This is a genomic window from Streptacidiphilus cavernicola (genome assembly GCF_042510955.1).
Classification (GTDB): Bacteria; Actinomycetota; Actinomycetes; order Streptomycetales; family Streptomycetaceae; genus Streptacidiphilus; species Streptacidiphilus cavernicola.
Map to the genome: position 1 here is coordinate 359,780 of NZ_JBHFAB010000002.1, position 21,810 is coordinate 381,589.

The window sequence follows — 21,810 nt, forward strand, 5'->3', positions numbered from 1 at the left end:
GGCGGCCCGCCGCCCCCCCGGGCCGGGCCCGCCGGGCCCGTTCCCGCCCTCCCGGAGGTCACCCCGTGTCGCACACCCACAGCCCGGCCCACACCCACCCGCACCCCGACCCGGAGGGCCACAGCCACACCGACGCTCCCGCCCACCCGCACACCCACGCCCCGCTGCCCGCGCCGTCCCGGGAGGGCAGCGTGGTGCTGGAGATCGGCGGCGACCTCGGCGCACTGATCATCCACACCGGCCCGGAGCAGGACGGCCTGGAGATCGAGGTCAGCCCGGTCGATGACGCCGCCGCGCCGCGCACCCACGCCGCGGTGCGCCCCCGGCACCTGGCCGGACGTACGGTGTACTGCGCGGTGATCTCACCGCTGACGGCGGGCCGCTACACGGTCTGGCGCGACGAGACGACGGCCGACGCGACCGTCCAGGTCCCGGCGGCCGGGGTGGCGGAGCACCGCTGGGCCTGAGCCGGGCCTGAACCGGGCCTGCGGTCGGGCTCCGGAGGCGCGTTCGGGAGCGGTAACGAGGGAGGGGACGCAGGGAGTGGCGTACACGCAGGAGACCGGCCACGGGACCGGGCGCGAGCACGGAGCCGGACACAGCCGCGGGCACGAACACCGCCCCGCCGCCGATCGGACCGCGGTCCGCTGGCGCGGCGCGCCGGGGCAGCCGCGGGCGGTGGTGCTGGTGCTGCACGGCGGCCGGTCCGAGGGCACCCAGCGGCTGCGCCGTTGGAGCCTGGCCCGGCTGCGGATGCGCCCGTTCGTCTCGGCGCTGGTCACCGCGCTGCACGGCGAGCGGGTCGCGGTCGGCGAGGTGGTCTACCGGGTCCGCGGCTGGAACGGCGACCGGGCCGACGCCGCGGTGGACGCGGCGGCGGCGCTGGAGCAGGTGGCGGCGGCCTTCGGCCCGGTCCCGGTGGTGCTGCTGGGCCACTCGATGGGCGGCAGGGCGGCGCTGCGGGTCGCGGGCGCGGACCAGGTGACCGGGGTGCTGGCGCTGGCGCCCTGGTGCCCGCCCGGCGAGCCCTACACCCAGCTGGCGGGCAGGCGCCTGGTGACCCTGCACGACGTCGCCGACCGGGTGACCGACCCCCGGGAGACCCGCGCCTTCGCGGCGAACGCCCGCGCGGCGGGCGCCGAGGCGGCCGGCTTCGCCGTGCGCGGCTCCAACCACGCCATGCTCGGCCGTCGCCGGGTCGACTGGCAGACCGTCAGCACCGGTCTGGTGGCGGCGATGCTGGGGCTGTGCCCGTTTCCTGACGAGGTGTCGGCGGCACTGGCGCTGCGCGGCGGCGACCCGGGCGGCCTGGAACTGGAACTGCCGTCCCGCTGAGCCCCCGTGAGCCCGGCGAGACGGCAGTAGTCGATGGACCCTCAGATACCGCGCGCCGCACGGAACCTGGCCAGGCCGTCGTTGAGGTCGACGATCGGCTCCGGATAGTCCAGGGCGGCCCGCTGCTCCTCCGGCAGCAGCCAGGGGCGGTGCACCGCCGATCCGGCGACCTCCGCCAACTCCGGCACCCAGCGCCGGACGTAGTCGCCGTCCTGGTCGAAGCGCTGGGCCTGGCGCAGCGGGTTGAGCACCCGGTTGGGGCGGGTGTCGGTGCCGGTTCCGGCTACCCACTGCCAGTTGAGCTGGTTGTTGGCCACGTCGGCGTCGATCAGGTGCCGGTTGAAGTGGTCCGCGCCGGCGCGCCAGTCCTGGTAGAGGGTCTTGGTGAGGAAGCTCGCGGTGAACATCCGGGCCCGGTTGTGCATCCAGCCCTCGTGCAGCAGTTGCCGCATCGCCGCGTCCACGACCGGGTAGCCGGTGCGGCCCCGGCGCCAGGCGTCCAACTCGGCCGGGGCGTGCCGCCAGTGGTCGCCGCGACCGCGGTAGTCGTGCCTGGCCGCATCGGGACGGGCGGCCAGCAGTTGGTGGTTGAAGTCGCGCCAGGCGAGCTGGCGCAGGAAGGCGTCGGCGCCGGGCGACCCGCCGGAGGCGGTGAGGTGGGCCAGCTCGGTCGCCGAGAGGCAGCCGAAGTGCAGGTAGGGCGAGAGCCGGGAGGTGTGGTCGCCGGCCAGGTCGTCCTGCTGCTCCGGGTAGCCGTCCAGGCCGGTGCCCAGCCAGGCCCTGAGCCGCCGTCTGGCGGCGGTCTCGCCGCCGGGGGCGAGCCCCGGCGCGGCCCCGCCGCCCGCCGTGAGCAGTTCGCGGACCTCGGCCGGGTCCAGGCCGCGGGCGCTGTCGGGGGTGGTCAACCGCCGTGGCACGGGCAGCGGTTCGCGACGCGGGATCAGCGACCACTGGCGGAAGTAGGCGCCGAAGACCGCGTAGTGGTCCTTCCCCGCGGGCAGCACCTCGCCCGGCGCGACGGTGGTGGTGACGCTGTCGTGCACGGTCAGCCGGTCGCCGAGGGCGCTGTGCAGCCGGGCCTCGCGGCGCTGCCCGTAGCCGCTGACCGCCGCGGCGGTGTGTACGGCGGACGCGCCGACCCGCTGCGCCAGCCGGGCGGTCTCGGTCGCGGTGTCGCCGCGCAGCACCACCAGCCTGCTGCCGATCCGGCGCAGCGAGGCGTCCAGGTCGCTGAGGCAGTCGGCCAGGAACGCCGACCGGTTGGACGGCGCGAGGCCGCCGCCGTGGATGGCGTCGTCCAGGACGAACACCGGGACGGCGCCGCGGTGCGCGGCGGCGGCGTGCAGGACCGGGCTGTCGTGCAGCCGTAGATCGCAGGTCAGCAGGGCGAGAGCGATGCCTTCGGGCACTGCGGGTCCTTCCGTTCACATTCCGAGCAGCGGGTCGGGCGGCGGGTGGTGCGGTCGGGGTGGTGCGGTCAGCGGCGGTGTCCGCCGCGTACCGGCAGGGGGATGAAGCCGCTGGTCCTGGCCGTGTACTCGGCGTAGCCGGGCTTGCTGGAGCTGAGCTGGCGCTCCAGCATCGGCTTGCCGCTGCCGTTGGCCAGCAGATACGTCATGAGCAGCGGGGACACCACGGTCGCCCAGCCGATCGGCGCGTCCGCAGCCAGCAGGAACAGGCCCCACCAGACGCAGGCGTCGCCGAAGTAGTTGGGGTGCCGGGTGTAGCGCCACAGGCCGGTGTCCAGCACCCGGCCGCGGTTGGCCGGGTCGGCCCGGAAGCGGTTCAGCTGGTGGTCGCCGACCGCCTCGAAGAACAGCCCGACCGCCCAGAGCGCGGTCCCGGTCCAGGCCAGGACGCCCGGCGGCCGGGGCAGGAACAGCGCCAGGACCACCGGCAGCGACACCAGCCAGACCACCGCCGCCTGCAGCCCGTAGACCATCCGCAGCGCGTAGCGGTTCCGGCGCTCCGGCGGGGCCTTGGCGAGCATCCTGGCGTAGCGCGGGTCCTCCGGGTGGCCGCGTCCGCGCCACCAGATGTGCCCGGCCAGCCGCAGCCCCCAGACCGGCACCAGCAGCAGCACCAGCAGCCGTCGGCCCGGGTCGCCGTGCCCGGCCGACAGCGCGTAGCCGGTGACCGCGACCGCGCAGAAGGCCAGGCCCCAGGCGACGTCCACCACCCGGTGCAGGCCGAGCCGGACCGCGACCGCGAAGGTGAGCAGCAGCACCGCCACGGCCGCGCCGAGCGCCGCCGCCAGCGCGACCAGGAGAGCCGGTCCGTCGACACCGCTCACCGGGCGCCCGGCTCTCCGGCCCGGTACCAGTCGACCGGGGTGGCCGGGGCGCCGCTGACGCCGTCCTCGGTGGGGCGGACCGCGAGGATCTGGTCCACGCCCATCCGCCGCTCCTGGAACGCCAGCGCGCCGCCGACCAGGTAGAGCCGCCAGACCCGGGCGGTCTCCGCGCCGACCAGCGCGGCGAACTCGTCCCAGCGCTGCTCCAGGGTCTCCCGCCAGGCGGCGCAGGTGCGGACGTAGTGCTCGCGCAGCGCCTCGACCTGGCGGACCTCCAGGCCCGCGTCCTCGATCAGCGCGGCGGTCTCGCCGACCGGGCGCATGTGCATGTCCGGCGCGATGTAGGTCTCGATGAACGCGCCGCCGCCCGGCGCGCGGTGACGGCGCGACATCTGCTGCACCAGCAGCCGCCCCTCCGGGCGCAGCCGGTCGTGCAGCACCCGGGCGAAGGCCGGGTACTCGGCCTCGCCGACGTGCTCGCCCATCTCGATGGTGCTGACCGCGTCGAAGCCGCCCTCGGTGACGTCGCGGTAGTCCCGCAGCTGCACGTCCACCCGGTCGTCCAGGCCGAGTTCGGCGGCGCGGGCGGTGACGAAGGCGTGCTGCTGGGCGGACAGGGTGATCGCGGTGACGTGCGCGCCGTAGTGCCGGGCGGCGTGCAGGGTGAGCGAGCCCCAGCCGCAGCCGATGTCCAGCAGCCGGGCTCCGGGCGCCAGGCCGAGCTTGCGGCAGACCAGGTCCAGCTTGTCCCGCTGGGCGTCGGCGACGGTGTAGCCGGGCCGGTCGGAGGTCCAGTAGGCGCAGGAGTAAGCCATCGACGGGTCGAGCAGCAGTGCGTAGAAGTCGTTGGAGAGGTCGTAGTGGTGGTGGATCGCGGCCCGGTCCCTGGCCTTGCTGTGCAGTGCGCCGCTGAGGTCGGCCCGTCCGGCCGGGGGCGCCGGACGGGGGCCGACCGCGCCGAGCCGGGCGGCCAGGCCGACCGCGCGGGCCCGGTCGCCGAGGGTCGGCGCGGGGGCGGCGCCGCGTTCCCTGACGCTGCGCCAGACCCGGCTCAGGCCCTCGCCCAGGTCGCCCTCGATGTCCAGCTCCCCGGCGATGTAGGCCTCGGCCAGGCCGAGCTCACCCGGGTACCAGAGCAGGCGGCGCAGCGCCCGGCGGGAGTTGAGGACGACGGTGGGGGCGTCGTCCGGGCCGCTCTCGCTGCCGTCCCAGGCGCGGATCCGGACCGGCAGCGGGTCGCCGAGGAACGATCCGAGCAGCGCGGCCAGCCGGCCCGCGGTGGTTCCGGCCGGGCCGGAGCGGGCGGCCGGGGGTCGGGTCTGGGTACTGGTCATCGCTGCTGGTCCTCCCCGGTGCGGGTGAGCAGGAGTTGCTGGACGTCGAGGTAGCCGCTGCGGAAACCGGCCTCGGAGTAGCCCAGGTAGAGCGACCACATCCGGCGGAAGACGCCGTCGAAGCCGAGCGCGTCCACCTCCCCGGCGCGGGCGGCGAACCGCTCGCGCCACAGCCGGAGTGTCTCCGCGTAGTGCCGCCCGTAGCCCTGGCGCTCCGTCAGCTGCAGCCCGGTGTGCGCGGCCAGGGTCTCCTGGACCGCCTCGACCGAGGGCAGCAGGCCGCCGGGGAAGATGTACTTCTGGATCCAGGTGAAGGTGTGCTCGCTGGCGAGCATCCGGTCGTGCGGCATGGTGATCGCCTGCAGCGCGATCCGGCCGCCGGGGGCCAGCACCCGGTCCAGGGTGGAGAAGTAGGCAGGCCAGTAGCGACGGCCGACCGCCTCGACCATCTCCACGCTCACCACCGCGTCGTAACTGCCGGTCGCCGAGCGGTAGTCGCAGAGCCGGACGTCGACCAGGGCGGCGTGGCCGGCCTCGGCGATCCGCTGCTCGGCCAGCTGCTTCTGCTCCTCGGACAGGGTCAGCGTGACCACCTCGGCGCCGCGGGCGGCGGCGCGCAGGGCCAGTTCGCCCCAGCCGGTGCCGATCTCCAGCACCCTGCTGCCGCGGCGCACCCCGGCCAGGTCCAGCAGCCGGTCGATCTTGCGGTGCTGGGCCCGCTCCAGCAGCTCCCAGGACGCCAGCGGCTCGCCGCCCGGATCGCTCGGGAACACCGCAGACGAGTAGGTCATGGTCGGGTCGAGGAACAGCGCGAACAGGTCGTTGGACAGGTCGTAGTGGGACTGGATGTTGCGGCGGGCGTTCTCCGGGGTGCCCAGCTGCTCCAGCGGCTGCCGGGCGGTGAACCAGCGGCGGAGCCACTGCAGCCGCGGCGGCACCAGCGTCTGCGCGGAGCTGGCCAGTGCGGTGAGCATGGCGATCAGGTCGGGCGAGTCCCACTCCTCGGCCTGGTAGGACTCGCCGAAGCCGATCAGGCCGCCGGCGCCGAGCCGGTGGAAGAAGGCGTCCGGGTCCCGCAGCCGCAGCACCGGCGCGCCGTCCGGCGGCGCGGTACGGGTGAGCAGCCCGCCGTCGGGCAGCTCCACCCGCAGCCCGACCCGCCGGGCGACACTGCGCAGCAGGGCGCGGGCGACCAGCGCGCGCACCGCCGAGGTCGGCACGGTGGCGACGTCGGGCCAGCGCTGCGGGTCCGGGTGGTGCCGGGGGGCGGACGGCACGGGCGCTGTCGAGGTCCGCGCGGTCGGCCGGGTACTGGGCTGGGTCATGGTGCGGAGACTCCTTCCTGGTGGGGGTGTCGCGGGCGCGGCTGGACCGGAATGCCGCGCAGGTAGAGGCGGATGCCCTGGATCCTGATGTGCACGCTCACCGCGAGGGTGGACAGGGGGTGGCGCAGGGCCGCGCGGAGCAGCCCGGCCGGGCCCGCCGGGGTGCGGGTGCCGTGCACGGTGGCGGTGAACGGGCGTCCGCCCGCGCGCTCCAGGTGCATGGTCAGCCGCAGCCGCCGGTCCGGCGGCGGGACGGCCATCCGGTAGCGGCCGTCGACCGGGAAGAACGGCGAGACGTAGAAGTCCTTGGCGGTGTCGGCGCGGCCGTCCGGTCCCGGCTGGAGCAGGTAGCAGTGCCGTTCGCCGTAGGTGTTGCAGACCTCGGCGACGGTGCAGACCGGCTCCCCGGCCCGGTCGTGGCACCAGTAGAGGGTCAGCGGGTTGAAGACGTGGCCGAACGAGCGGGCGTGGGACAGCATCAGCACCTGGCCGCCGCCGAGGTCGACGCCCTGGGCGGCGAGGTAGCGGTCCAGGTTGTCGCGCAGGCTGCGGGCCGGGTCGCCGAGGTGGTCCGCGGCCCGGAAGCGGGCCAGCGGGCGCAGCACGGCGGGCAGCCGGGGCAGCCGGTCCAGGTCGACCAGCCACAGGTAGGTGCGGTGGGTGAAGGCGTGCCGCGCGGGGCTGGTCCTGACGTGCGCGATCCGGCAGTCGTACAGGGCCGCGCCCCAGGGCCCCGGCAGGCTCTCCCGGGGCGGCGCGGCCAGGTCCGCCGGCGTGGCGCCGGTCCCCGCGGTCATGACCGGACCAGCGCCGCGAGCGCGGCGGCGGCCTCGACGCCGGAACGGCAGCCGTCCTCGTGGAAGCCCCAGCCGTGGTACGCCCCGGCGAAGGCGGTGCGCCCGGTGCTGAGGCCGGGCAGCCGCAGCTGCGCGGCCCGGGAGGCACGGCTGTACAGCGGGTGCCGGTAGACGGTGCGGGAGACCACGAACTCCTCCGGGACCGGGTCGTGCGGGTCCTCGTTCAGGGTGACCAGGTAGTCCTCCGGGGTGTCCAGACGCAGCAGCCGGTTCAGGTGGTAGCTGACCCTGACCTGGTCGGAGCGGTCCACGCAGGAGGCCATCCGGTAGTTCCAGGAGGCGCGGGCCCGGGGGGCGTCCGGCAGTACCGAGGGGTCGCGGTGCAGCACGGTCGGGTTGTGCGAGTAGCTGAACGCGCCGAGCACCTCGGTCTCGTCCGCGGTCGGGTCGGCGAGGATCCGCAGCGCCTGGTCCGGGTGGGTGGCCAGGACCACGCCGTCGTAGTCGACCGGGGCCAGGCCGGCGGCGCTGACGGTGACGCCGTCGGCGTGCCGGCGGACCGCCCGCACCGGGGCCGCGGTGTGGACGGCGGACAGCCGGGCGGCGAGCCGCTCCACGTAGGTGCGGGAGCCGCCGGTGACGGTGCGCCAGGTCGGCGAGCCGGTGACCGAGAGCATCCCGTGGTTGTCCATGAAGGCGAACAGGTAGCGGGCCGGGTACTCCCGGGAGAGGTCCGGCGCGCAGGACCAGACCGCGGACACCAGCGGGGTCATGAAGTGGGCGGTGAAGTAGCCGGAGAAGCCGCCCCTGGTCAGGAACTCACGCAGGGTCAGCTGGTCCGCGGCCGGGTCGGTGGAGCCGAGCAGCGCCTTGGCGCGGCGGTGGAACAGCGGCACCTCGGCCAGCATCCGCAGGTAGCGGGCCCGGAACAGGGAGCGGGGGTGCGCGGTCAGCCCGGACGGCCCGCGCGCCCCGGCGTACTCCAGGCCGCAGCCGCGGCAGCTGACGGACATGCTCATCTCGGAGTCCTGGGTGCTGATCCCCAGGTCGGCGAACAGCCGCAGCAGGCGCGGGTAGGTGCGCTCGTTGTGGACCAGGAAGGCGGTGTCCAGCGCCAGGTCGGTGCCGTCGGCGGCGCGGACGTCCTGGGTGTGCGCGTGTCCGCCGAGCCGGCCGTCGGCCTCGTAGAGGGTGACCCGCGCGCCGTTCCCGGTCAGCTCGTGCGCGGCGGTGAGGCCGGCCACTCCGCTGCCGACCACGGCGATCCTGGCCGGGCCGCCGCGGCGGTCCCGCTGCCGGACCGGCCCCGGTCCGGCGTGCCGTGCCGACCGTCCCCCGGGCGTCGTCAGCTCGACGTTCTCCGTCATACCCGCTACACCCCTGCGCTCGCGGCGGACGGCTCTCGCGCCACCCGCACCCGGTCTCCCCACATGGATCATTCGGGGCCGGGGTGTGGCTGGATTGGTCCGGCGCCTGGCCGGTCACGACCGGCCGGGGAACGGTGCCGGTCAGCCGACGACGGCGGGCCGCTCGGCGAACCGCAGCAGGGTGACCGAGGGGCGCTTGCCCCGCAGCACCGGGATCCGGTCCGGACGGAGCGGGCCGCCGAGCAGGCCGCGCCCCGGCGGCAGCGGGAGGTCGGCGACCCCGGCGACGCCCGGGTGCGCGGTGCGCAGCGCGGGCCGGTCGGCGGCGTCCATCCGCCACGGCATCGGCGGCAGCCGGTAGCGGCCCGACACCCGGCGCGGGTGCGCCCGTCCCACGCCGACCACGGACCTCGGCACCGCGTCGAACACCAGGCTGCCGCCGGGGAAGGCCTCGGCGCAGCCCGCGATCAGCTCGCGGACCTCCGGCGGCCGGAAGTACATCAGCAGGCCCTGGGCCAGCACCAGCACGCCGTTCGACCGGTCGACCTCCCGGGTCCAGGACAGGTCGCGGGCGTCCCCGGCGTGCGTGCGCTGCCGGGGGCCGTGCGGCAGCAGGGCGTAGCGCAGCGCAAGCGGCTCCGGCAGGTCGACGGTCAGCCAGTCGACCGTGCCGTTGTCGACCCGCCAGAACGCGGTCTCCAGGCCTTCCCCGAGCGAGACCACCGTGCCCTCGGGACAGGCCCGCAGGAAGTCCCGGACCACGGCGTCGAAGCAGCCCGCGCGCAGCGCGACGGCCTGGGCGACGACGGTGTGCGGATGGCCGAAGCGCTCCACGAAGGGGAAGTCGACCGCCTCCACCAGGCGCACCGCGCGCGGGTCCGGCAGCACGGTGTCCGGGCGGCGGGCCTCGGCGGCGCGGTGGTGCAGCGTCCAGAGCATGGTCTCCGGGACGCCGCGCAGCGCGTCGGCCCTGCTCGCGTCCACCATGCGGCTCTCCTCAACGGACGGGTACCCCCATCCTGCGGGATGCCGCCCCGGCTCACCCGGGATAGGCGTGCGTCTGGGTGGCCTTGACCGCCGCCCACACCTCGCTGCCCTCGACCAGGCCGAGTTCGGCGACCGCGCCCTGGGTGAGGTCGGCGGTCAGCCGCAGCTCCCCGGCGAGGTCCAGCCGGACCTGGTCGCCGTGCAGCTCCATGCCGGTGACGGTGACCCGCCAGACGTTGCGGGCGCTGGTCTCGGGCCTGGTCCGGTGGACGGTGACCGCGGCGGGCGGGAAGGCGACGAACACCGGCCCGGCGGCGCTGTCGGCGGTGGCGATCCTGATCCCGGCGCCGGGTCCGCCGTCCGCCGGTCCGGCCCCCGCCGGGGCGTCGACCAGCACGTCGTGGCCGTCCGCGGTGCCGCGGAAGAGGTTGAGGCCGACCAGCCGGGCGATGTAGTCGCTGCGCGGGTGCCGGGCGATCTCGGCGGGCGGGCCGTCCTGCACCACCCGTCCGTCCTCGATCACGGTGAGCCGGTCGGCGAGCACCATGGCGTCCAGCGGGTCATGGGTGACCAGCACCGCGACCGCGTCGAACGCCGCGAGGTGGCGCCGCAGCTGGGAGCGGACGTCCAGCCGGGTGCGGGCGTCCAGCGCGGCCATCGGCTCGTCCAGCAGCAGCAGCCGCGGGCGCGGGGCCAGCGCGCGGGCCAGCGCGACCCGCTGCTGCTGGCCGCCGGAGAGCGCGCGCGGGCGGGCCGAGGCGTGGTCGGCCAGGCCGACCCGCTCCAGCCAGCCGACCGCCTCGGTCCTGGCGGCGGCCTTGCGGGCGCCCCGGGTGCGCAGCCCGAAGGCGACGTTGTCCAGCGCGCTGAGGTGCGGGAACAGCAGGTAGTCCTGGAACACCACACCGACCGGGCGGTCCTCGGGGGCGATCCGCAGCCGGGCGTCGGGCTGCTCCAGGGTCCGCCCGTCGAGGGTGAGCCGGCCCGCGGTCAACGGGGTGAGCCCGGCCAGCGCGCGCAGCGCGGTGGTCTTCCCCGCCCCGTTGGGGCCGAGCAGGGCCAGCACCTCGCCGGGCCGGGCGCTGAGGCTGACGTCCAGTCGGAAGCCCTGCGGGGAGCCGGAGCGCGGGGCCCGCTCGACCACGAGCCGGGCCCGCAGGCCCTCCTCGGCGGTGTCGTCCGGGGCGTGCGAGGGAACGGTCATGCCGGGCCTCCGGTCCAGCGTCCGCGCAGGCCGACCAGGACCAGCACCGAGACAAGCAGCAGCACCAGGCTGAGTGCGATCGCGGTGGCCGGGTCGTCCTGCAGCGCCAGGTAGACGGCGAGCGGCATGGTCTGGGTGGTGCCGGGGAAGTTCCCGGCGAAGGTGATGGTCGCGCCGAACTCGCCCAGCGCCCGCGCCCAGGCCAGCACGCTGCCCGCGGCGATGCCGGGCGCCACCAGCGGCAGGGTGACCCGCCGGAACGCGGTGAAGCGGGACGCGCCGAGGGTCGCCGCGGCCTCCTCGTAGCGGGAGTCCGCGGCGCTGAGCGCGCCCTCGACGCTGAGGATCAGGAACGGCATGGCGACGAAGGCCTCGGCCACCACCACGCCCGCGGTGGTGAACGGCAGGGTGATCCCGAAGGCGGAGTCCAGCCACCGTCCGAGCAGCCCGTTGCGGCCGAAGGCCAGCAGCAGCGCCACCCCGCCGACCACCGGCGGCATCACCAGAGGGACCGTCACCAGGGTGCGCAGCAGCCGCAGTCCGGGGAAGCGGGTGCGGGCCAGCACCCAGGCGATCGGCACCCCGAGCAGCAGCGAGACGCCGGTGGCGGCGGTCGCGGTGAGCAGCGACAGCCGCAGCGCGGGCAGCACGGTGCCGTCCCGCAGCACCGTGGTCATGCTGCTCCACGGCGCCCTGACCAGCAGCCCGAGCAGCGGCAGCACCAGGAAGGCGAGGCCGATCACGGCGGGCAGCAGCAGCGCGACCGGAACGGCGCCGGCCCGGCGGCCGACCCGCCTCCTGGTCGCCGGGGCGTTCACCAGGAGGTCGGGGCCGGCCGCGGAGCCGGGATCGGTGCGGGTCACGGGGCGACAGTACGGGTCGTGGACCGCCCGGTCACGGACGCGTGCGTCACGGGGCCTGGAAGCCCGCGGCGGCCAGCTCCTGCTGGGCGGCCGGGGAGAGGACGTAGGCGGTGAACGCCGCCGCCGCCGCGCTGTTGGAGCTGTGGGCGAGCGGGGCGATCGGGTAGTCCGTCACGGCCTGCTGGGCGGCCGGGAAGTCCACCCCGACCACCTTGCCGCCGGCGCCCTGCACATCGGTCTTGTAGACCAGCGCGGCGTCGACCTCCTTGAGCTCGACCTTGGTCAGCGCGCTGGTGACGTCCTGCTCGTAGGTGACCGGGGTGACCGCGATCTTCGCGGCGGCGAGGGCCTTCACCGCGGCGGCGCCGCAGGGCACGGTCTTGGCGCAGAGCGCCACCTTGATCGACTTCTGGCCGAGCTGGGACAGCGTGGTGATGCCCTTGGGGTTGCCCGGGACCACGGCGATCTCCAGGCTGTTCCTGGCGAAGTCGACCGGCGCGGCGGAGGTGTCGTTGGCCTTGGTGACCGTGGTCATGGTCGCGGTGCTGGCGGAGGCGAAGACGTCGGCCGGGGCGCCGGAGACGATGCTCGCGGCCAGGGTGTCGCTGCCGCCGAAGCTGAAGGTGACGGTCACTCCGGGGTGGGCCGCCTCGAACTCCTTGCCGAACTTGGTGAAGGTGTTCTTCAGCGAGGCCGCCGCGAAGACCGTCACCTTGCCGGTGATCGCCGGGGCGGCCGACGACGAGTCGGACGCGGCGGCAGCAGAGGAGGAGCCCGACGCGGCGGGCGTACTACTGCTGCTCGACCCGCAGGCGGTGAGCGCGAGCAAGGCGGCAGAGGCCGCGGCGGCGGCTGCGAGCGAGCGGCGAACGGACGTGGTCATGGGGGACCCCCGGAAGAGTATGAGTGATGGTCAGGAGAGCTCGACGACCACGTTGGTCGACTTGATCACAGCCACCGCGGGCACCCCGGGCTCCAGTCCCAGCTCCACCGCCGACTCCCGGCTGATGAGCGAGACCACCCGGAACGGCCCGGCCTGGATCTCCACCTGCGCGGCGACGTCGCCGAGGATCACCTCGGTGACGATGCCGCGGAACCGATTCCGCGCGGAGGAGGGGATGCCCTCCGCCGCGGCGTTCTCGGGCCGCGCCAGCTCCCGGGCGAAGGCCGCGAGCTGGGCGCCGGGCACGATGCGGTGGCCGTGCTCGTCGCGCTCGGCGACGAGCCGCCCCGCGTCGACCCAGCGGCGCATGGTGTCGGAACTGACGCCGAGCAGGGCTGCGGCCTCACCGATCCGGTAGCTGTTCACATGACGATCATCCTGCCGCACTTGCTGTCTCCTCGTCACTCGTAGCATCGCACAGGCAAGCCATCGGGGGGACAGGGCCCCGCATGTGCGAGGCCCCAGGGGTCGGGTTCCGGCCATCTGGGCTGCGACGATAGGTTGATCTTCCTTACGCGCCCCCGGGGGGATCCGATCATGGAGCAGAACGTCAGACGCGCCCGCCGCGCCGTGGCCACGGTGTTCGCGCTGCACGGCGCGGTGGCCGGGACCTTCGCCACCCGGATCCCCTGGATCAAGGACCATCTGCACCTCAGCACCGGAGAACTGGGCCTGGCCCTGGTCGCCCCGGCCATCGGCTCCTTCCTGGCGATGCCGCTCGCCGGACGCGTGGTCCACGCGCGCGGACACAAGGCGGCCGTCAGACTGCTGCTCACCCTGTGGTGCGCGTCGCTGGCACTCCCCGCGCTGGCGCCCAACCTACCGGTCTTCGCGCTCAGCCTGCTGCTGTTCGGAGCCAGCGCGGGCATGGCGGACGTGGCGATGAACGCCCAGGGGGTGGAGGTCGAGCGGCGCTACGGACGCTCCATCATGTCCGGACTGCACGGCATGTGGAGCGTGGGCGGACTGCTCGCCTCCGGCATCGGCGTGCTCGCCGCCGCGCTGGGCTGGGACGCCCGGATCCACCTCGGCGCGATGGCCGCGCTGCTGGTCGGCCTCGGCCTGCTGGCCTGCCGCGGCCTGCTGGACGTCCGGCCCGAGCCGGAGGAGGCGGCGCCGCCCCGGTTCACCCTGCCGCCGCGGTCGGCGCTGGCGATCGGCCTGGTCGGCTTCTGCGCGGTGTTCGCCGAGGGGGCCAGCGGCGACTGGAGCGGCGTCTACCTGCACGGCACCGCGCACTCCTCGGCCGCGCTGGCCGCGGCCAGCTACACCGCGTTCGCCGCCACCATGGCGCTGAGCCGGCTCACCGGGGACATGGCGGTGCGCAGGCTGGGCCCGGTGCTGACGGTGCGTCTGGGCGGGATCGTCGCCCTGGTCGGCGGACTGCTGATCGTGCCGGCCCGCACCCCGGCACCGGCCATCGCCGGCTTCGCGCTGCTGGGCATCGGCATCGCCGTGGTCGTCCCGCTCTGCTTCGCGGCGGCCGGGCACAGCGGCGAGAACCCCAGCCGGGCCATCGCCGGCGTCGCCACCGTCACCTACACCTCGGGGCTGGTCGCCCCGGCGACGGTGGGCACGATCGCCCAGGCGACCGGCTCGCTGTCGGTGTCGTTCGCCGTGGTCACGGTGCTGACGGCGGGTCTGATCGCCGGGGCCGGGGTGCTCGCCCCGGCCGGGCGGGTGATCCGGGGCCCGGAGGTGACCAGCGGTGACACGGTCGGCACGCCGGGTAACTGAATATGCCAGGGGAAGGGTGCCGTATTCTTCCGGATCTCGTCACAGCCGGGCAACAGTCCGCGAAAGTATGAAATCCGGTGGCCTCGGATTGTCAAAACCCGCAATGATGGTGTCCGAGGGTCGGCAGAAGCAGTCGGGGAAAGCGTTTCGATCGAAGCGGATCGGACAATACTGCCCCCGTCTGACGTGCCAAAACCGGAGCTGTGGGAACTCAGCAGATCCAGTGACCAGGTATTCGAATAGCCGTTCGAACGAAAGCTGACGATTCGACAGCATGTCCGATCGGAACGCCGGATGAGTTGAGACAAACGGCGCGCCGACACGCCCGTACGGGTGCTATGTCGGTGATCAATGCGATACTCGGACAGCGCGGTGGGACAGTCCAGAAACATTGGACGAGACACCGCACGCGCAAAAGGCACGACAGCGGGACAGCACGGCACGCACGCACGAACACCATCGTGCGCACACACGGGGCAGCAGTACGGATGGGGAGGCACGGCATGGGAGCAGCACTGCGTGACGACTACCGCGGATGGCTGGCGCCCTCCGGGACGTATCCAGTCGCGGTACCGGACTACGAGGAGCCGTGGGACTCCCCCGAGCTCGTCCCCGCTCCGCAGGCGCCGCAGATCACCTCGGTGCGCCCGACCGGCTTCGAGTCGGCCCGGGTCATCGGCGAGCACATCCGCGTCGGCACCCCGGTGATCATGGACCTCACCGAGATGTCGGACGGCGACGCCAAGCGCCTGGTGGACTTCGCGTCCGGGCTCACCTTCGGCACCCGGGGCAGCATCGAGCGGATCGCCCGCCGGGTGTTCCTGCTGGCGCCGCCGGAGGTCGAGGTCATGGTCATCGACGGCTCCGACGACGCCTCGGGCTTCTACAACCAGAGCTAGGGCCGGGGGCCGGGACCACAGGGTGACGGCCGCTGTCAGTGCTGCTCCGTAGGCTGATGGGTCCGAGGGGGTTTCCTTCCTCCTCGGGCCCATCAGCCATTTTCCGGGAGCGGCACTGACCATGTGGGTACTGCACGGCATCTGGCAGATCCGGCGGGCCGAACACCGGCTCGCCCTGTGGGCCGAGGACGGCCGGCCCCGCGCGGACAGCCGCTACGGCGCCGAGCCGTCGGTGCCGGCAGAGCTGCTGGGCGCGGTCGGCCCGGGGCTGCGATGGCTGGCAGACCGGGCCGAGGAGGGCGAGGCGGCCCTGCTCCTGCCGACGGCGGCGGACGGGACGGTCTCGGCGTCGCCCGAACTGGTCGGACCGCTGGCCGTGTTGTCCGACCCCCGGCAGCGGCAGCCTGCGGTCGGACTGCGCGAGTGGCGGGTGCCGGTCCTGCTGTTCGACCCGGACCTGGCGGCGCAGCTGCTCGGCGAACTGTTCGACCCGGGACAGGCGGTGCTGCAACCGGAACTGCCCGGCACCGGCCTGGTGGAGGCCCCCTACGGAGCCTCGCTGCGCTGGCTCACCCAGGTCCACGACCTGGCCTGGCGCCTGGTCAGGCACGGACGGGTGCTCCCGCATGTGGCCTTGGGCCCGGATCCGGGTCCCGGTCTGCGACCGGACAGCGCCTCACCCCGCGCCCTCTGGCTTCCAGCCCTGGACGGCCCGGCCCACCGCGAGGCCGCCGCGCTTGCCGCCGACTGCCCCCCGCTCTGCCGCGGCGGCGCGCGACGGGAGGCCGCCGGGGACAGAGCCGGAAGTGGAACCGCGAGCGGGGCTCGGCTCGGGGTGCCGAGTGGGGCGGAGTTGGTGGCGGATCTCCTGGCGTGCCTGGTGGACCGTGAGGTCAGGGCGGTGCTGGCGGACGGGCCGTCCCTGCTGCCGCGGACCCGCGGCCGGGTCCGACCCGCGGCGACTGCCACCGAGCGCTGGCTGGTCGCCCTGACCAGCGAGAACCCGGTGCTCGCAACGCCGGACGACGCCCTGGGACCGGCCACGGACGCGGGCGCCCCGGCTCAGGGCACGGCCCTGCCCCCGGACTCCGCGGAGTTGACGGTACTTCAGCACCGCCTCGCCGAGTGGCGCCGTTCGGCCACCAGCATCCGTGGTCCGCTGCGGCTCCGCTTCCGGCTGGTGGAACCCTTCGGGGACGAGAACCTGGCCTCCGACACCGACACCGACACCGACGCCGAAACCGACGCCGACCGCTGGCGACTGGAGTTCGGCCTGCAAGCGGTCGACGAACCGTCCGTCCTGGTCGAGGCTGCCGACCTCTGGGCCGACCGTCCCGCCGCCGCCCCGCTGCGCCGGCTCGTGGACCGTCCGGAGGCGGCCTTCCTCGCCGAGTTGGAGCGGGCGGCACGCCGCTCCCCGCTGCTGGAGCCTGCCCTGCTGTCCCGGCGTCCGCACGGCCTCGACCTGGACCGCTCCGGCGCACTCGGCTTTCTGCGCGAGGCCGCCCCGCTCCTCGCCGACGCCGGGTTCGGCGTCCTGCTGCCGTCCTGGTGGAGCCGTCGCCCCGCGCTGGGACTCGCGCTCAGCGCCCACACCGCCGCGACCGTGCAGGAGGGGGTGGTCGACCGGCAGAGCCTGGTCGGCCGGGAGGACCTGGTCGAGTTCCGCTGGCGGGCCGCGCTGGACGGCGAACCGCTGACCGACGGCGAGATGCTGGAGCTGGCGGAGAGCAAGCAGGCGCTGGTCAAGGTCCGCGGCCAGTGGTTCGAGGCCGACCCGGCCAGGATCGCCGCCGCCGCGGCCTTCCTGGCCGAGCAGGACCAGCAGAGCGCGGGGCTGATGTCGGCCGGGGAACTGCTCCGGCTCGCGTTGGACGGCACCGAGCCGGGGACCGGCCTGCCGATCATGCTGGCCGAGGCGGACGGACGCCTCGGCGAACTGCTCCGCCGGGTCCGAGCCACCGCCGACGCGCTGGACGACGCAGCGGACAGCAGCACGACCGACGCAGGCGACCCGCTCGCGCTCGAACCGGTCGCCGTCCCGGCGGACTTCGGCGCGGAGCTCCGCCCGTACCAGCAGCGCGGGCTGTCCTGGCTGGTGTTCCTGACCCGGCTGGGCCTCGGCGGGGTGCTCGCCGACGACATGGGCCTCGGCAAGACCGTGCAGACCCTGGCCCTGCTCGCGGTCGAGCACGCGGCGGCGCGGGAGACAGCGCGGGGGGCCTCGCCGGAGGCCTCGCGGGGGACCGGACTGCCCTCCCCCGGGCCGACCCTGATCGTCTGTCCGATGTCCCTGGTCGGCAACTGGACCCGGGAGTGCGAGCGCTTCGCGCCGATGCTGCGGATCCACGTGCACCACGGCTCGGGCCGCTCGGACGGCGCGCGGCTGCGCCGGGACGTCGCCGGGGCCGACGTGGTGATCACCACCTACGGGCTGGCGCAGCGGGACTTCGCCGCGCTGCGCGGCATCGCCTGGTACCGGGTGGTGGCCGACGAGGCGCACCACATCAAGAACGGCGCCACGCTCCAGTCCCGCGCGGTGCGGGCGCTCCCGGCCGCCCAGCGGCTGGCGCTGACCGGTACCCCGGTGGAGAACCGGCTCGCCGAGCTGCACGCGGTGCTGGACTTCGCCAACCCCGGTCTCTTCGGCTCGCCCGAGGGCTTCAAGGAACGCTACGCGGTGCCGATCGAGCGCAATGCCAGCGTCCGGGCCACAGCCGAACTGCGGCAGCGGACCCGCCCGTTCGTGCTGCGCCGGTCGAAGTCCGACCCGCTGGTCGCAGCGGAGCTGCCGCGCAAGCAGGAGATGACCGTGCTCTGCAATCTGACGGCCGAGCAGGCGGCCCTCTACCAGGCCGTGGTGGCCGATCTGCTGGCCAGGATCGAACAGGCGAAGCTGGACCGGGCGAACACCATGCAGCGCCGCGGACTGGTGCTGGCCGCGCTCACCCGGCTGAAGCAGGTCTGCAACCACCCGGCCCACTACAGCGCCGAACGCGGCCCGCTGGGCCGTCCCCGGCTGGCCGGTCGGTCCGGGAAGCTGGCCCGGCTGGAGGAGATCCTGGAGCAGACCGTCGCCACCGGCGACCGGACCCTCTGCTTCACCCAGTACACCGAGTTCGGCGCGCTGCTCCGGCCCTACCTCGCCGAGCGGCTGGACAGCGAGGTGCTGTTCCTGCACGGCGGCATGACCAGGCGTCAGCGGGACGAGACGGTGGAGCGCTTCCAGGCTCCGGACGGCCCGTCCGTGTTCCTGCTGTCGCTGCGCGCGGGCGGGGTCGGGCTGAACCTGACCGCCGCCAACCAGGTGGTGCACCTGGACCGCTGGTGGAATCCGGCGGTCGAGGACCAGGCGACCGACCGGGCGTTCCGGCTGGGCCAGCGGCGCGACGTCCAGGTCCGCCGCTTCGTCTGCGTGGGGACGGTGGAGGAGCGGGTGGACCGGATGATGCGGGAGAAGCGGGCGCTGGCGGACGCGGTGGTGGAGGAGGGCGAGAGCTGGCTCGGCGACCTGTCGACCGACTCGCTGCGCGAGGTGCTGGCACTGACGGAGGACGCGGTGAGCGAGACATGACCGACCCGGCGGCGGGCGACGCCCCGCGGTGGTCCCGCCGGTTCCTGGAACGGCTGGAGGGCCTCGGGGTGCTGCCCCCGGAGCTGCTGGCCGACGAGCCGCCGCCGCAACCCGCAGTGTCCGGATTGACGGTCACCGCGGGCTCGGCCGGGGCCCGGGTCGCGGCCTCGGACGGGCCGCGCGGCTACGACGTGTGGGTGGAACTGCCCGCGTTCGACGCCCGGCAGTGGACCAGGGCCGAGCAGGCGCTGTCCGCCGACCGCGCCGTGCGCGAGGCGCTGCTCGACGGCGAGGTGCCGCTGCGGGTGGAGGCGGTGCTGGCCCGAGCAGGTCTGTCGCTGCTCCCGGCCAGGGCCGGGGATCTCACCCTGGAGTGCTCCTGCCCGGCCTGGTCGAGCTGCCGGCACCTGGTCGCCGTGCTGGCGGCGCTGGCCGACGCGTTCGACGCCGACCCGTTCCTGCTCACCGCCTGGCGCGGCCGGGGCCGGGAACGGCTGCTGCGCCACGTCGAGGACCTGCACGCCGCCACCGCCCCGGACGAGGACGGCGGCGCGCTGCCGGAGGAGGACGGCCGACCGCTGGGCGAGCGGCTGGACGACTTCTGGTCCGAGGGCGGCCGGCACCGGGCGCTGCGGGCGGGGGAGCCCGCGGCTGACGCCGCCGACGACGACGCCGGCTCGGCCGACGCGACCGCCACGGCCCTGTCCCAGTTGGATGCGTCCGGGGTGCTGATCCGGGGGCGCAGCCTGGAGTCGCTGCTGCGGCCCGCCTATGAGGCGCTGATCGACTGACGTTCCAGAAGAGACCTCCACGTATAATCTGAGACAAGAATGTCTCATCTGAGCTAGCATTGCCTCATGACCACGGACCGCGACTCAGTACTCCTCGCCGCCGTCGGCCTTCTCTCCCGGCAACCCTCCGCCTCCATGGACGAGATCGCCCGCGCCGCCGGGATCAGCCGCGCCACCCTGCACCGGATCTGCCCCGGCCGGGACACCCTGCTGCACGAGATCGCCACGTTCGCACTGGACCGGATGACCGCCGCGCTGGACTCGGCCGCGATCACCGAGGGCGACCCGGTCGAGGCGGTGCGGCGGCTCGCCGACGCCGTCATCCCCGAGGCCTCCGTCGCGGCCTTCCTGACCGGTGAGACCCGGCTGTTCGAGGACACCGCGATCTGCGAGGCCTGGGAGCGGATGGACGCCAGGGTCGCCGCCCTGTTCCTGCGCGGGCAGCAGTCCGGCAGCTTCCGGGTCGAGCTCCCGGCGGCCTGGCTCAGCGAGGCCTTCTTCGACCTCCTCGCAGGCGTCGGCTGGGCCGTCCAGGAGGGGCGGCTCGCCCCCCGCGACAGCACCTTCGCGCTGACCGGACTCTTCCTCGGCGGCGCCCTCCGCACAGACCAGCACCACAGCCAGTACCAGAACGCGAACCAGAACCAGAACCAGAACCAGAGCCAGGAACGATGAACAGCATCCCGACCGAACCGCAGACCACCTCCAACTACCGATATCCCGACACCGTGACCGACCGCCCCGGCAGCAGCCCGCGCACCCGCTGGGCCGCCCTCGCCGTGCTGGTCCTCGCGGTCCTGCTGGTGGCGCTCGACGCCACCGTGCTCTTCCTCGCCATCCCCTTCATCAGCCGCAGCCTGGACCCCTCGGCCACCCAGCTGCTGTGGATCGGCGACAGCTACTCCTTCGTGCTGGCCGGACTGCTGGTCAGCATGGGCTCGCTCAGCGACCGGATCGGCCGCCGCCGACTGCTGCTGATCGGCACCGCCGCGTTCGGGGCCGGATCGCTGCTCGCCGCCTACGCGCCCGGAGCGGGCTGGCTGATCGCCGCTCGGGCCCTGCTCGGGATCGCCGGGGCGACCATCATGCCGTCCACCCTGTCGCTGATCCGCAGCCTGTTCCCGGACGACCGGGAGCGGGCCCGTGCCATCGGCATCTGGGGCGCCGCGGCGACCGCCGGTGCGGCGGTGGGTCCGCTGCTGGGCGGGCTGCTGCTGGAGCACTTCTGGTGGGGCTCGGTCTTCCTGATCAACATCCCGATCGTGCTCCTGCTGCTGGTCCTCGGCCGTCAGCTGCTGCCGGAGTCCCGCGACGAGAACGCCGGGGCCTGGGACCTGCCGAGCGTCGGCCTCTCCCTGGTCGGCATCGTCGGCCCGGTCTACGGGATCAAGGAGGCCGCCGTCGGCAACGGGCTGCACCCGTTCGTGCTGGCCGCGACCGTGCTCGGCGCGGTCTGCCTGGTCGGCTTCGTGCGGCGGCAGCTGCGGCTGCCGGTGCCGCTGCTGGACGTCCGGCTGTTCCGCGACCGGCGGTTCACCGCGGCGACGCTGGGCGCGCTGATCGCGCTGATCGGCCTGGCCGGTGTGGTGTTCTTCCTGTCCCAGTACTTCCAACTGGTCCGCGGCTACTCGCCGTTGCAGGCCGGACTGGCCGACCTTCCGGCATTCGCCGGTTCGGTGGCCGGCGGGCTCGGCGCGGCGTATCTGGCCCGGCGCTGCGGCCACCGGCCGGCCCTCGCGGGCGGGCTGCTGGCGATGGGCCTCGGTCTGGGCGCGCTGGGCTGGGTGCACGCGGAGACCTCGTACACCCTGATCGCGGTGGCCTTCCTGGTCACCGGGGTCGCCGAGGGCGTCGTCTACGCGCTGTCCACGACGATGGTGCTGAGCGCGGCGCCGCAGGAGAAGGCGGGCGCGGCCGGGGCCGTCTCGGAGACCGCCTACGAGCTGGGCACCGCGCTGGGGATCGCCCTGGTCGGCTCGGTGCTGGCGGCGGTCTACCGGTCCGGGACGGTGCTGCCGTCCGGCGTGTCCGGCGCGGCGGCGCGGGAGGCCGAGAACTCGCTCGGCGGCGCGGTCCAGGTCGCCGGGTCACTCCCCGGCGCGACCGGCGACGCGCTGGTGCGGAGTGCGCAGCAGGCGTTCGTGCACGGGATGAACGTCTCGGCGGTGCTGTCCGGGCTACTGCTGGTGGGCGCGGCGGGGCTGGTCTGGGCGCTGCTGCGGGGGCGGGGTTCCGCGGAGGCCTCCGGCTCGGGCTCCGGCGAGGAGCCTGCGGCGGAACGGTCCGCGGCGGGCGACGGCGGTTCCACCGGGCCGGTCGCCGAGCGGGCTCCAGAGCCCCGACTGCACCGGGCCGCGTAGT

The 21,810-nt window shown here is 74.6% G+C and carries 19 protein-coding genes; 8 read left to right on the top strand and 11 right to left on the bottom strand.

The features are described from left to right. The first annotated feature begins 65 nt into the window (after positions 1-65). Both ACEZDE_RS03840 and ACEZDE_RS03845 read left to right on the top strand, forming a co-directional pair. Positions 66-467: a hypothetical protein gene (locus ACEZDE_RS03840; protein ID WP_380532064.1), complete on the top strand. Its 402-nt coding sequence runs from the start codon at positions 66-68 to the stop codon at positions 465-467. 76 nt (positions 468-543) lie between these two features. Continuing rightward, a complete protein-coding gene (locus ACEZDE_RS03845; protein WP_380532067.1) occupies positions 544-1,335 on the top strand; it encodes an alpha/beta fold hydrolase in 792 nt (263 codons plus the stop codon). Positions 1,336-1,376: 41 nt separating this feature from the next. On the opposite strand, the gene ACEZDE_RS03850 is transcribed toward ACEZDE_RS03845, so the two are convergent. From ACEZDE_RS03850 to ACEZDE_RS03900, 11 genes are all read right to left on the bottom strand, one after another. Further along, the gene (locus ACEZDE_RS03850; RefSeq protein WP_380532070.1) at positions 1,377-2,744 is read right to left on the bottom strand and encodes a cryptochrome/photolyase family protein; all 1,368 of its coding nucleotides are present in this window, start codon (positions 2,742-2,744) and stop codon (positions 1,377-1,379) included. Positions 2,745-2,812: 68 nt separating this feature from the next. Further along, positions 2,813-3,628 (bottom strand): DUF1295 domain-containing protein, encoded by an 816-nt coding sequence (locus ACEZDE_RS03855; RefSeq protein WP_380532074.1) that lies wholly within the window; start codon positions 3,626-3,628, stop codon positions 2,813-2,815. Continuing rightward, positions 3,625-4,962, bottom strand: a complete 1,338-nt coding sequence (locus ACEZDE_RS03860) for a class I SAM-dependent methyltransferase (protein ID WP_380532077.1) — start codon at positions 4,960-4,962, stop codon at positions 3,625-3,627. The genes ACEZDE_RS03855 and ACEZDE_RS03860 overlap by 4 nt, the downstream gene beginning before the upstream one ends. Beyond that, entirely contained in the window at positions 4,959-6,287 is a 1,329-nt protein-coding gene (locus tag ACEZDE_RS03865) for a class I SAM-dependent methyltransferase (protein ID WP_380532080.1), read from the bottom strand. Before ACEZDE_RS03865 ends, ACEZDE_RS03860 begins: the two co-directional genes overlap by 4 nt. Continuing rightward, the gene (locus ACEZDE_RS03870; protein WP_380532083.1) at positions 6,284-7,084 is read right to left on the bottom strand and encodes a DUF1365 domain-containing protein; all 801 of its coding nucleotides are present in this window, start codon (positions 7,082-7,084) and stop codon (positions 6,284-6,286) included. Before ACEZDE_RS03870 ends, ACEZDE_RS03865 begins: the two co-directional genes overlap by 4 nt. After that, complete coding sequence (locus tag ACEZDE_RS03875; RefSeq protein WP_380532085.1) at positions 7,081-8,451, bottom strand: NAD(P)/FAD-dependent oxidoreductase; 1,371 nt, start codon at positions 8,449-8,451, stop codon at positions 7,081-7,083. The genes ACEZDE_RS03870 and ACEZDE_RS03875 overlap by 4 nt, the downstream gene beginning before the upstream one ends. Positions 8,452-8,592: 141 nt before the next feature. After that, the gene (locus tag ACEZDE_RS03880) at positions 8,593-9,438 is read right to left on the bottom strand and encodes a class I SAM-dependent methyltransferase (protein WP_380532088.1); all 846 of its coding nucleotides are present in this window, start codon (positions 9,436-9,438) and stop codon (positions 8,593-8,595) included. 52 nt (positions 9,439-9,490) lie between these two features. Then, positions 9,491-10,642, bottom strand: a complete 1,152-nt coding sequence (locus ACEZDE_RS03885) for an ABC transporter ATP-binding protein (protein WP_380532091.1) — start codon at positions 10,640-10,642, stop codon at positions 9,491-9,493. Continuing rightward, positions 10,639-11,505, bottom strand: coding sequence for an ABC transporter permease (locus ACEZDE_RS03890; protein WP_380532094.1), 867 nt, complete (start codon positions 11,503-11,505; stop codon positions 10,639-10,641). The genes ACEZDE_RS03885 and ACEZDE_RS03890 overlap by 4 nt, the downstream gene beginning before the upstream one ends. Before the next feature lie 46 nt (positions 11,506-11,551). After that, positions 11,552-12,388 carry a molybdate ABC transporter substrate-binding protein gene (gene modA / locus ACEZDE_RS03895; protein ID WP_380532097.1) on the bottom strand — a complete coding sequence of 279 codons (837 nt, stop codon included), beginning with the start codon at positions 12,386-12,388 and terminating at the stop codon, positions 11,552-11,554. Between the two features lie 30 nt (positions 12,389-12,418). After that, on the bottom strand, positions 12,419-12,814 hold the full coding sequence (locus ACEZDE_RS03900; RefSeq protein ID WP_380532356.1) for a TOBE domain-containing protein: 396 nt from the start codon (positions 12,812-12,814) through the stop codon (positions 12,419-12,421). 171 nt (positions 12,815-12,985) lie between these two features. Here ACEZDE_RS03900 and ACEZDE_RS03905 point away from each other — a divergent pair, with 171 nt between their 5' ends. From ACEZDE_RS03905 to ACEZDE_RS03930, 6 genes are all read left to right on the top strand, one after another. Beyond that, a complete protein-coding gene (locus ACEZDE_RS03905) occupies positions 12,986-14,185 on the top strand; it encodes an MFS transporter (RefSeq protein ID WP_380532100.1) in 1,200 nt (399 codons plus the stop codon). A gap of 503 nt (positions 14,186-14,688) precedes the next feature. Continuing rightward, positions 14,689-15,084, top strand: coding sequence for a cell division protein SepF (locus ACEZDE_RS03910; RefSeq protein WP_380532103.1), 396 nt, complete (start codon positions 14,689-14,691; stop codon positions 15,082-15,084). 121 nt (positions 15,085-15,205) lie between these two features. Continuing rightward, positions 15,206-18,658 carry an SNF2-related protein gene (locus ACEZDE_RS03915; protein ID WP_380532105.1) on the top strand — a complete coding sequence of 1,151 codons (3,453 nt, stop codon included), beginning with the start codon at positions 15,206-15,208 and terminating at the stop codon, positions 18,656-18,658. After that, positions 18,655-19,449, top strand: coding sequence for a hypothetical protein (locus tag ACEZDE_RS03920; protein ID WP_380532108.1), 795 nt, complete (start codon positions 18,655-18,657; stop codon positions 19,447-19,449). Before ACEZDE_RS03915 ends, ACEZDE_RS03920 begins: the two co-directional genes overlap by 4 nt. Before the next feature lie 66 nt (positions 19,450-19,515). Continuing rightward, complete coding sequence (locus ACEZDE_RS03925; RefSeq protein WP_380532111.1) at positions 19,516-20,124, top strand: TetR/AcrR family transcriptional regulator; 609 nt, start codon at positions 19,516-19,518, stop codon at positions 20,122-20,124. Continuing rightward, positions 20,121-21,809: an MFS transporter gene (locus ACEZDE_RS03930; RefSeq protein ID WP_380532114.1), complete on the top strand. Its 1,689-nt coding sequence runs from the start codon at positions 20,121-20,123 to the stop codon at positions 21,807-21,809. Before ACEZDE_RS03925 ends, ACEZDE_RS03930 begins: the two co-directional genes overlap by 4 nt. Position 21,810: the final 1 nt, after the last annotated feature.

What these genes read in the sequence shown, in the direction of transcription:
- ACEZDE_RS03930 (WP_380532114.1), top strand. Translation starts at nt 20,121, where the DNA reads ATGAACAGCATCCCGACCGAACCGCAGACCACCTCCAACTACCGATAT.
- ACEZDE_RS03915 (WP_380532105.1), top strand. Translation starts at nt 15,206, where the DNA reads ATGTGGGTACTGCACGGCATCTGGCAGATCCGGCGGGCCGAACACCGG.
- ACEZDE_RS03925 (WP_380532111.1), top strand. Translation starts at nt 19,516, where the DNA reads ATGACCACGGACCGCGACTCAGTACTCCTCGCCGCCGTCGGCCTTCTC.
- ACEZDE_RS03885 (WP_380532091.1), bottom strand. Translation starts at nt 10,642, where the DNA reads ATGACCGTTCCCTCGCACGCCCCGGACGACACCGCCGAGGAGGGCCTG.
- ACEZDE_RS03905 (WP_380532100.1), top strand. Translation starts at nt 12,986, where the DNA reads ATGGAGCAGAACGTCAGACGCGCCCGCCGCGCCGTGGCCACGGTGTTC.
- ACEZDE_RS03865 (WP_380532080.1), bottom strand. Translation starts at nt 6,287, where the DNA reads ATGACCCAGCCCAGTACCCGGCCGACCGCGCGGACCTCGACAGCGCCC.
- ACEZDE_RS03920 (WP_380532108.1), top strand. Translation starts at nt 18,655, where the DNA reads ATGACCGACCCGGCGGCGGGCGACGCCCCGCGGTGGTCCCGCCGGTTC.
- ACEZDE_RS03880 (WP_380532088.1), bottom strand. Translation starts at nt 9,438, where the DNA reads ATGGTGGACGCGAGCAGGGCCGACGCGCTGCGCGGCGTCCCGGAGACC.
- modA (WP_380532097.1), bottom strand. Translation starts at nt 12,388, where the DNA reads ATGACCACGTCCGTTCGCCGCTCGCTCGCAGCCGCCGCCGCGGCCTCT.
- ACEZDE_RS03875 (WP_380532085.1), bottom strand. Translation starts at nt 8,451, where the DNA reads ATGACGGAGAACGTCGAGCTGACGACGCCCGGGGGACGGTCGGCACGG.
- ACEZDE_RS03870 (WP_380532083.1), bottom strand. Translation starts at nt 7,084, where the DNA reads ATGACCGCGGGGACCGGCGCCACGCCGGCGGACCTGGCCGCGCCGCCC.
- ACEZDE_RS03860 (WP_380532077.1), bottom strand. Translation starts at nt 4,962, where the DNA reads ATGACCAGTACCCAGACCCGACCCCCGGCCGCCCGCTCCGGCCCGGCC.
- ACEZDE_RS03910 (WP_380532103.1), top strand. Translation starts at nt 14,689, where the DNA reads ATGGGAGCAGCACTGCGTGACGACTACCGCGGATGGCTGGCGCCCTCC.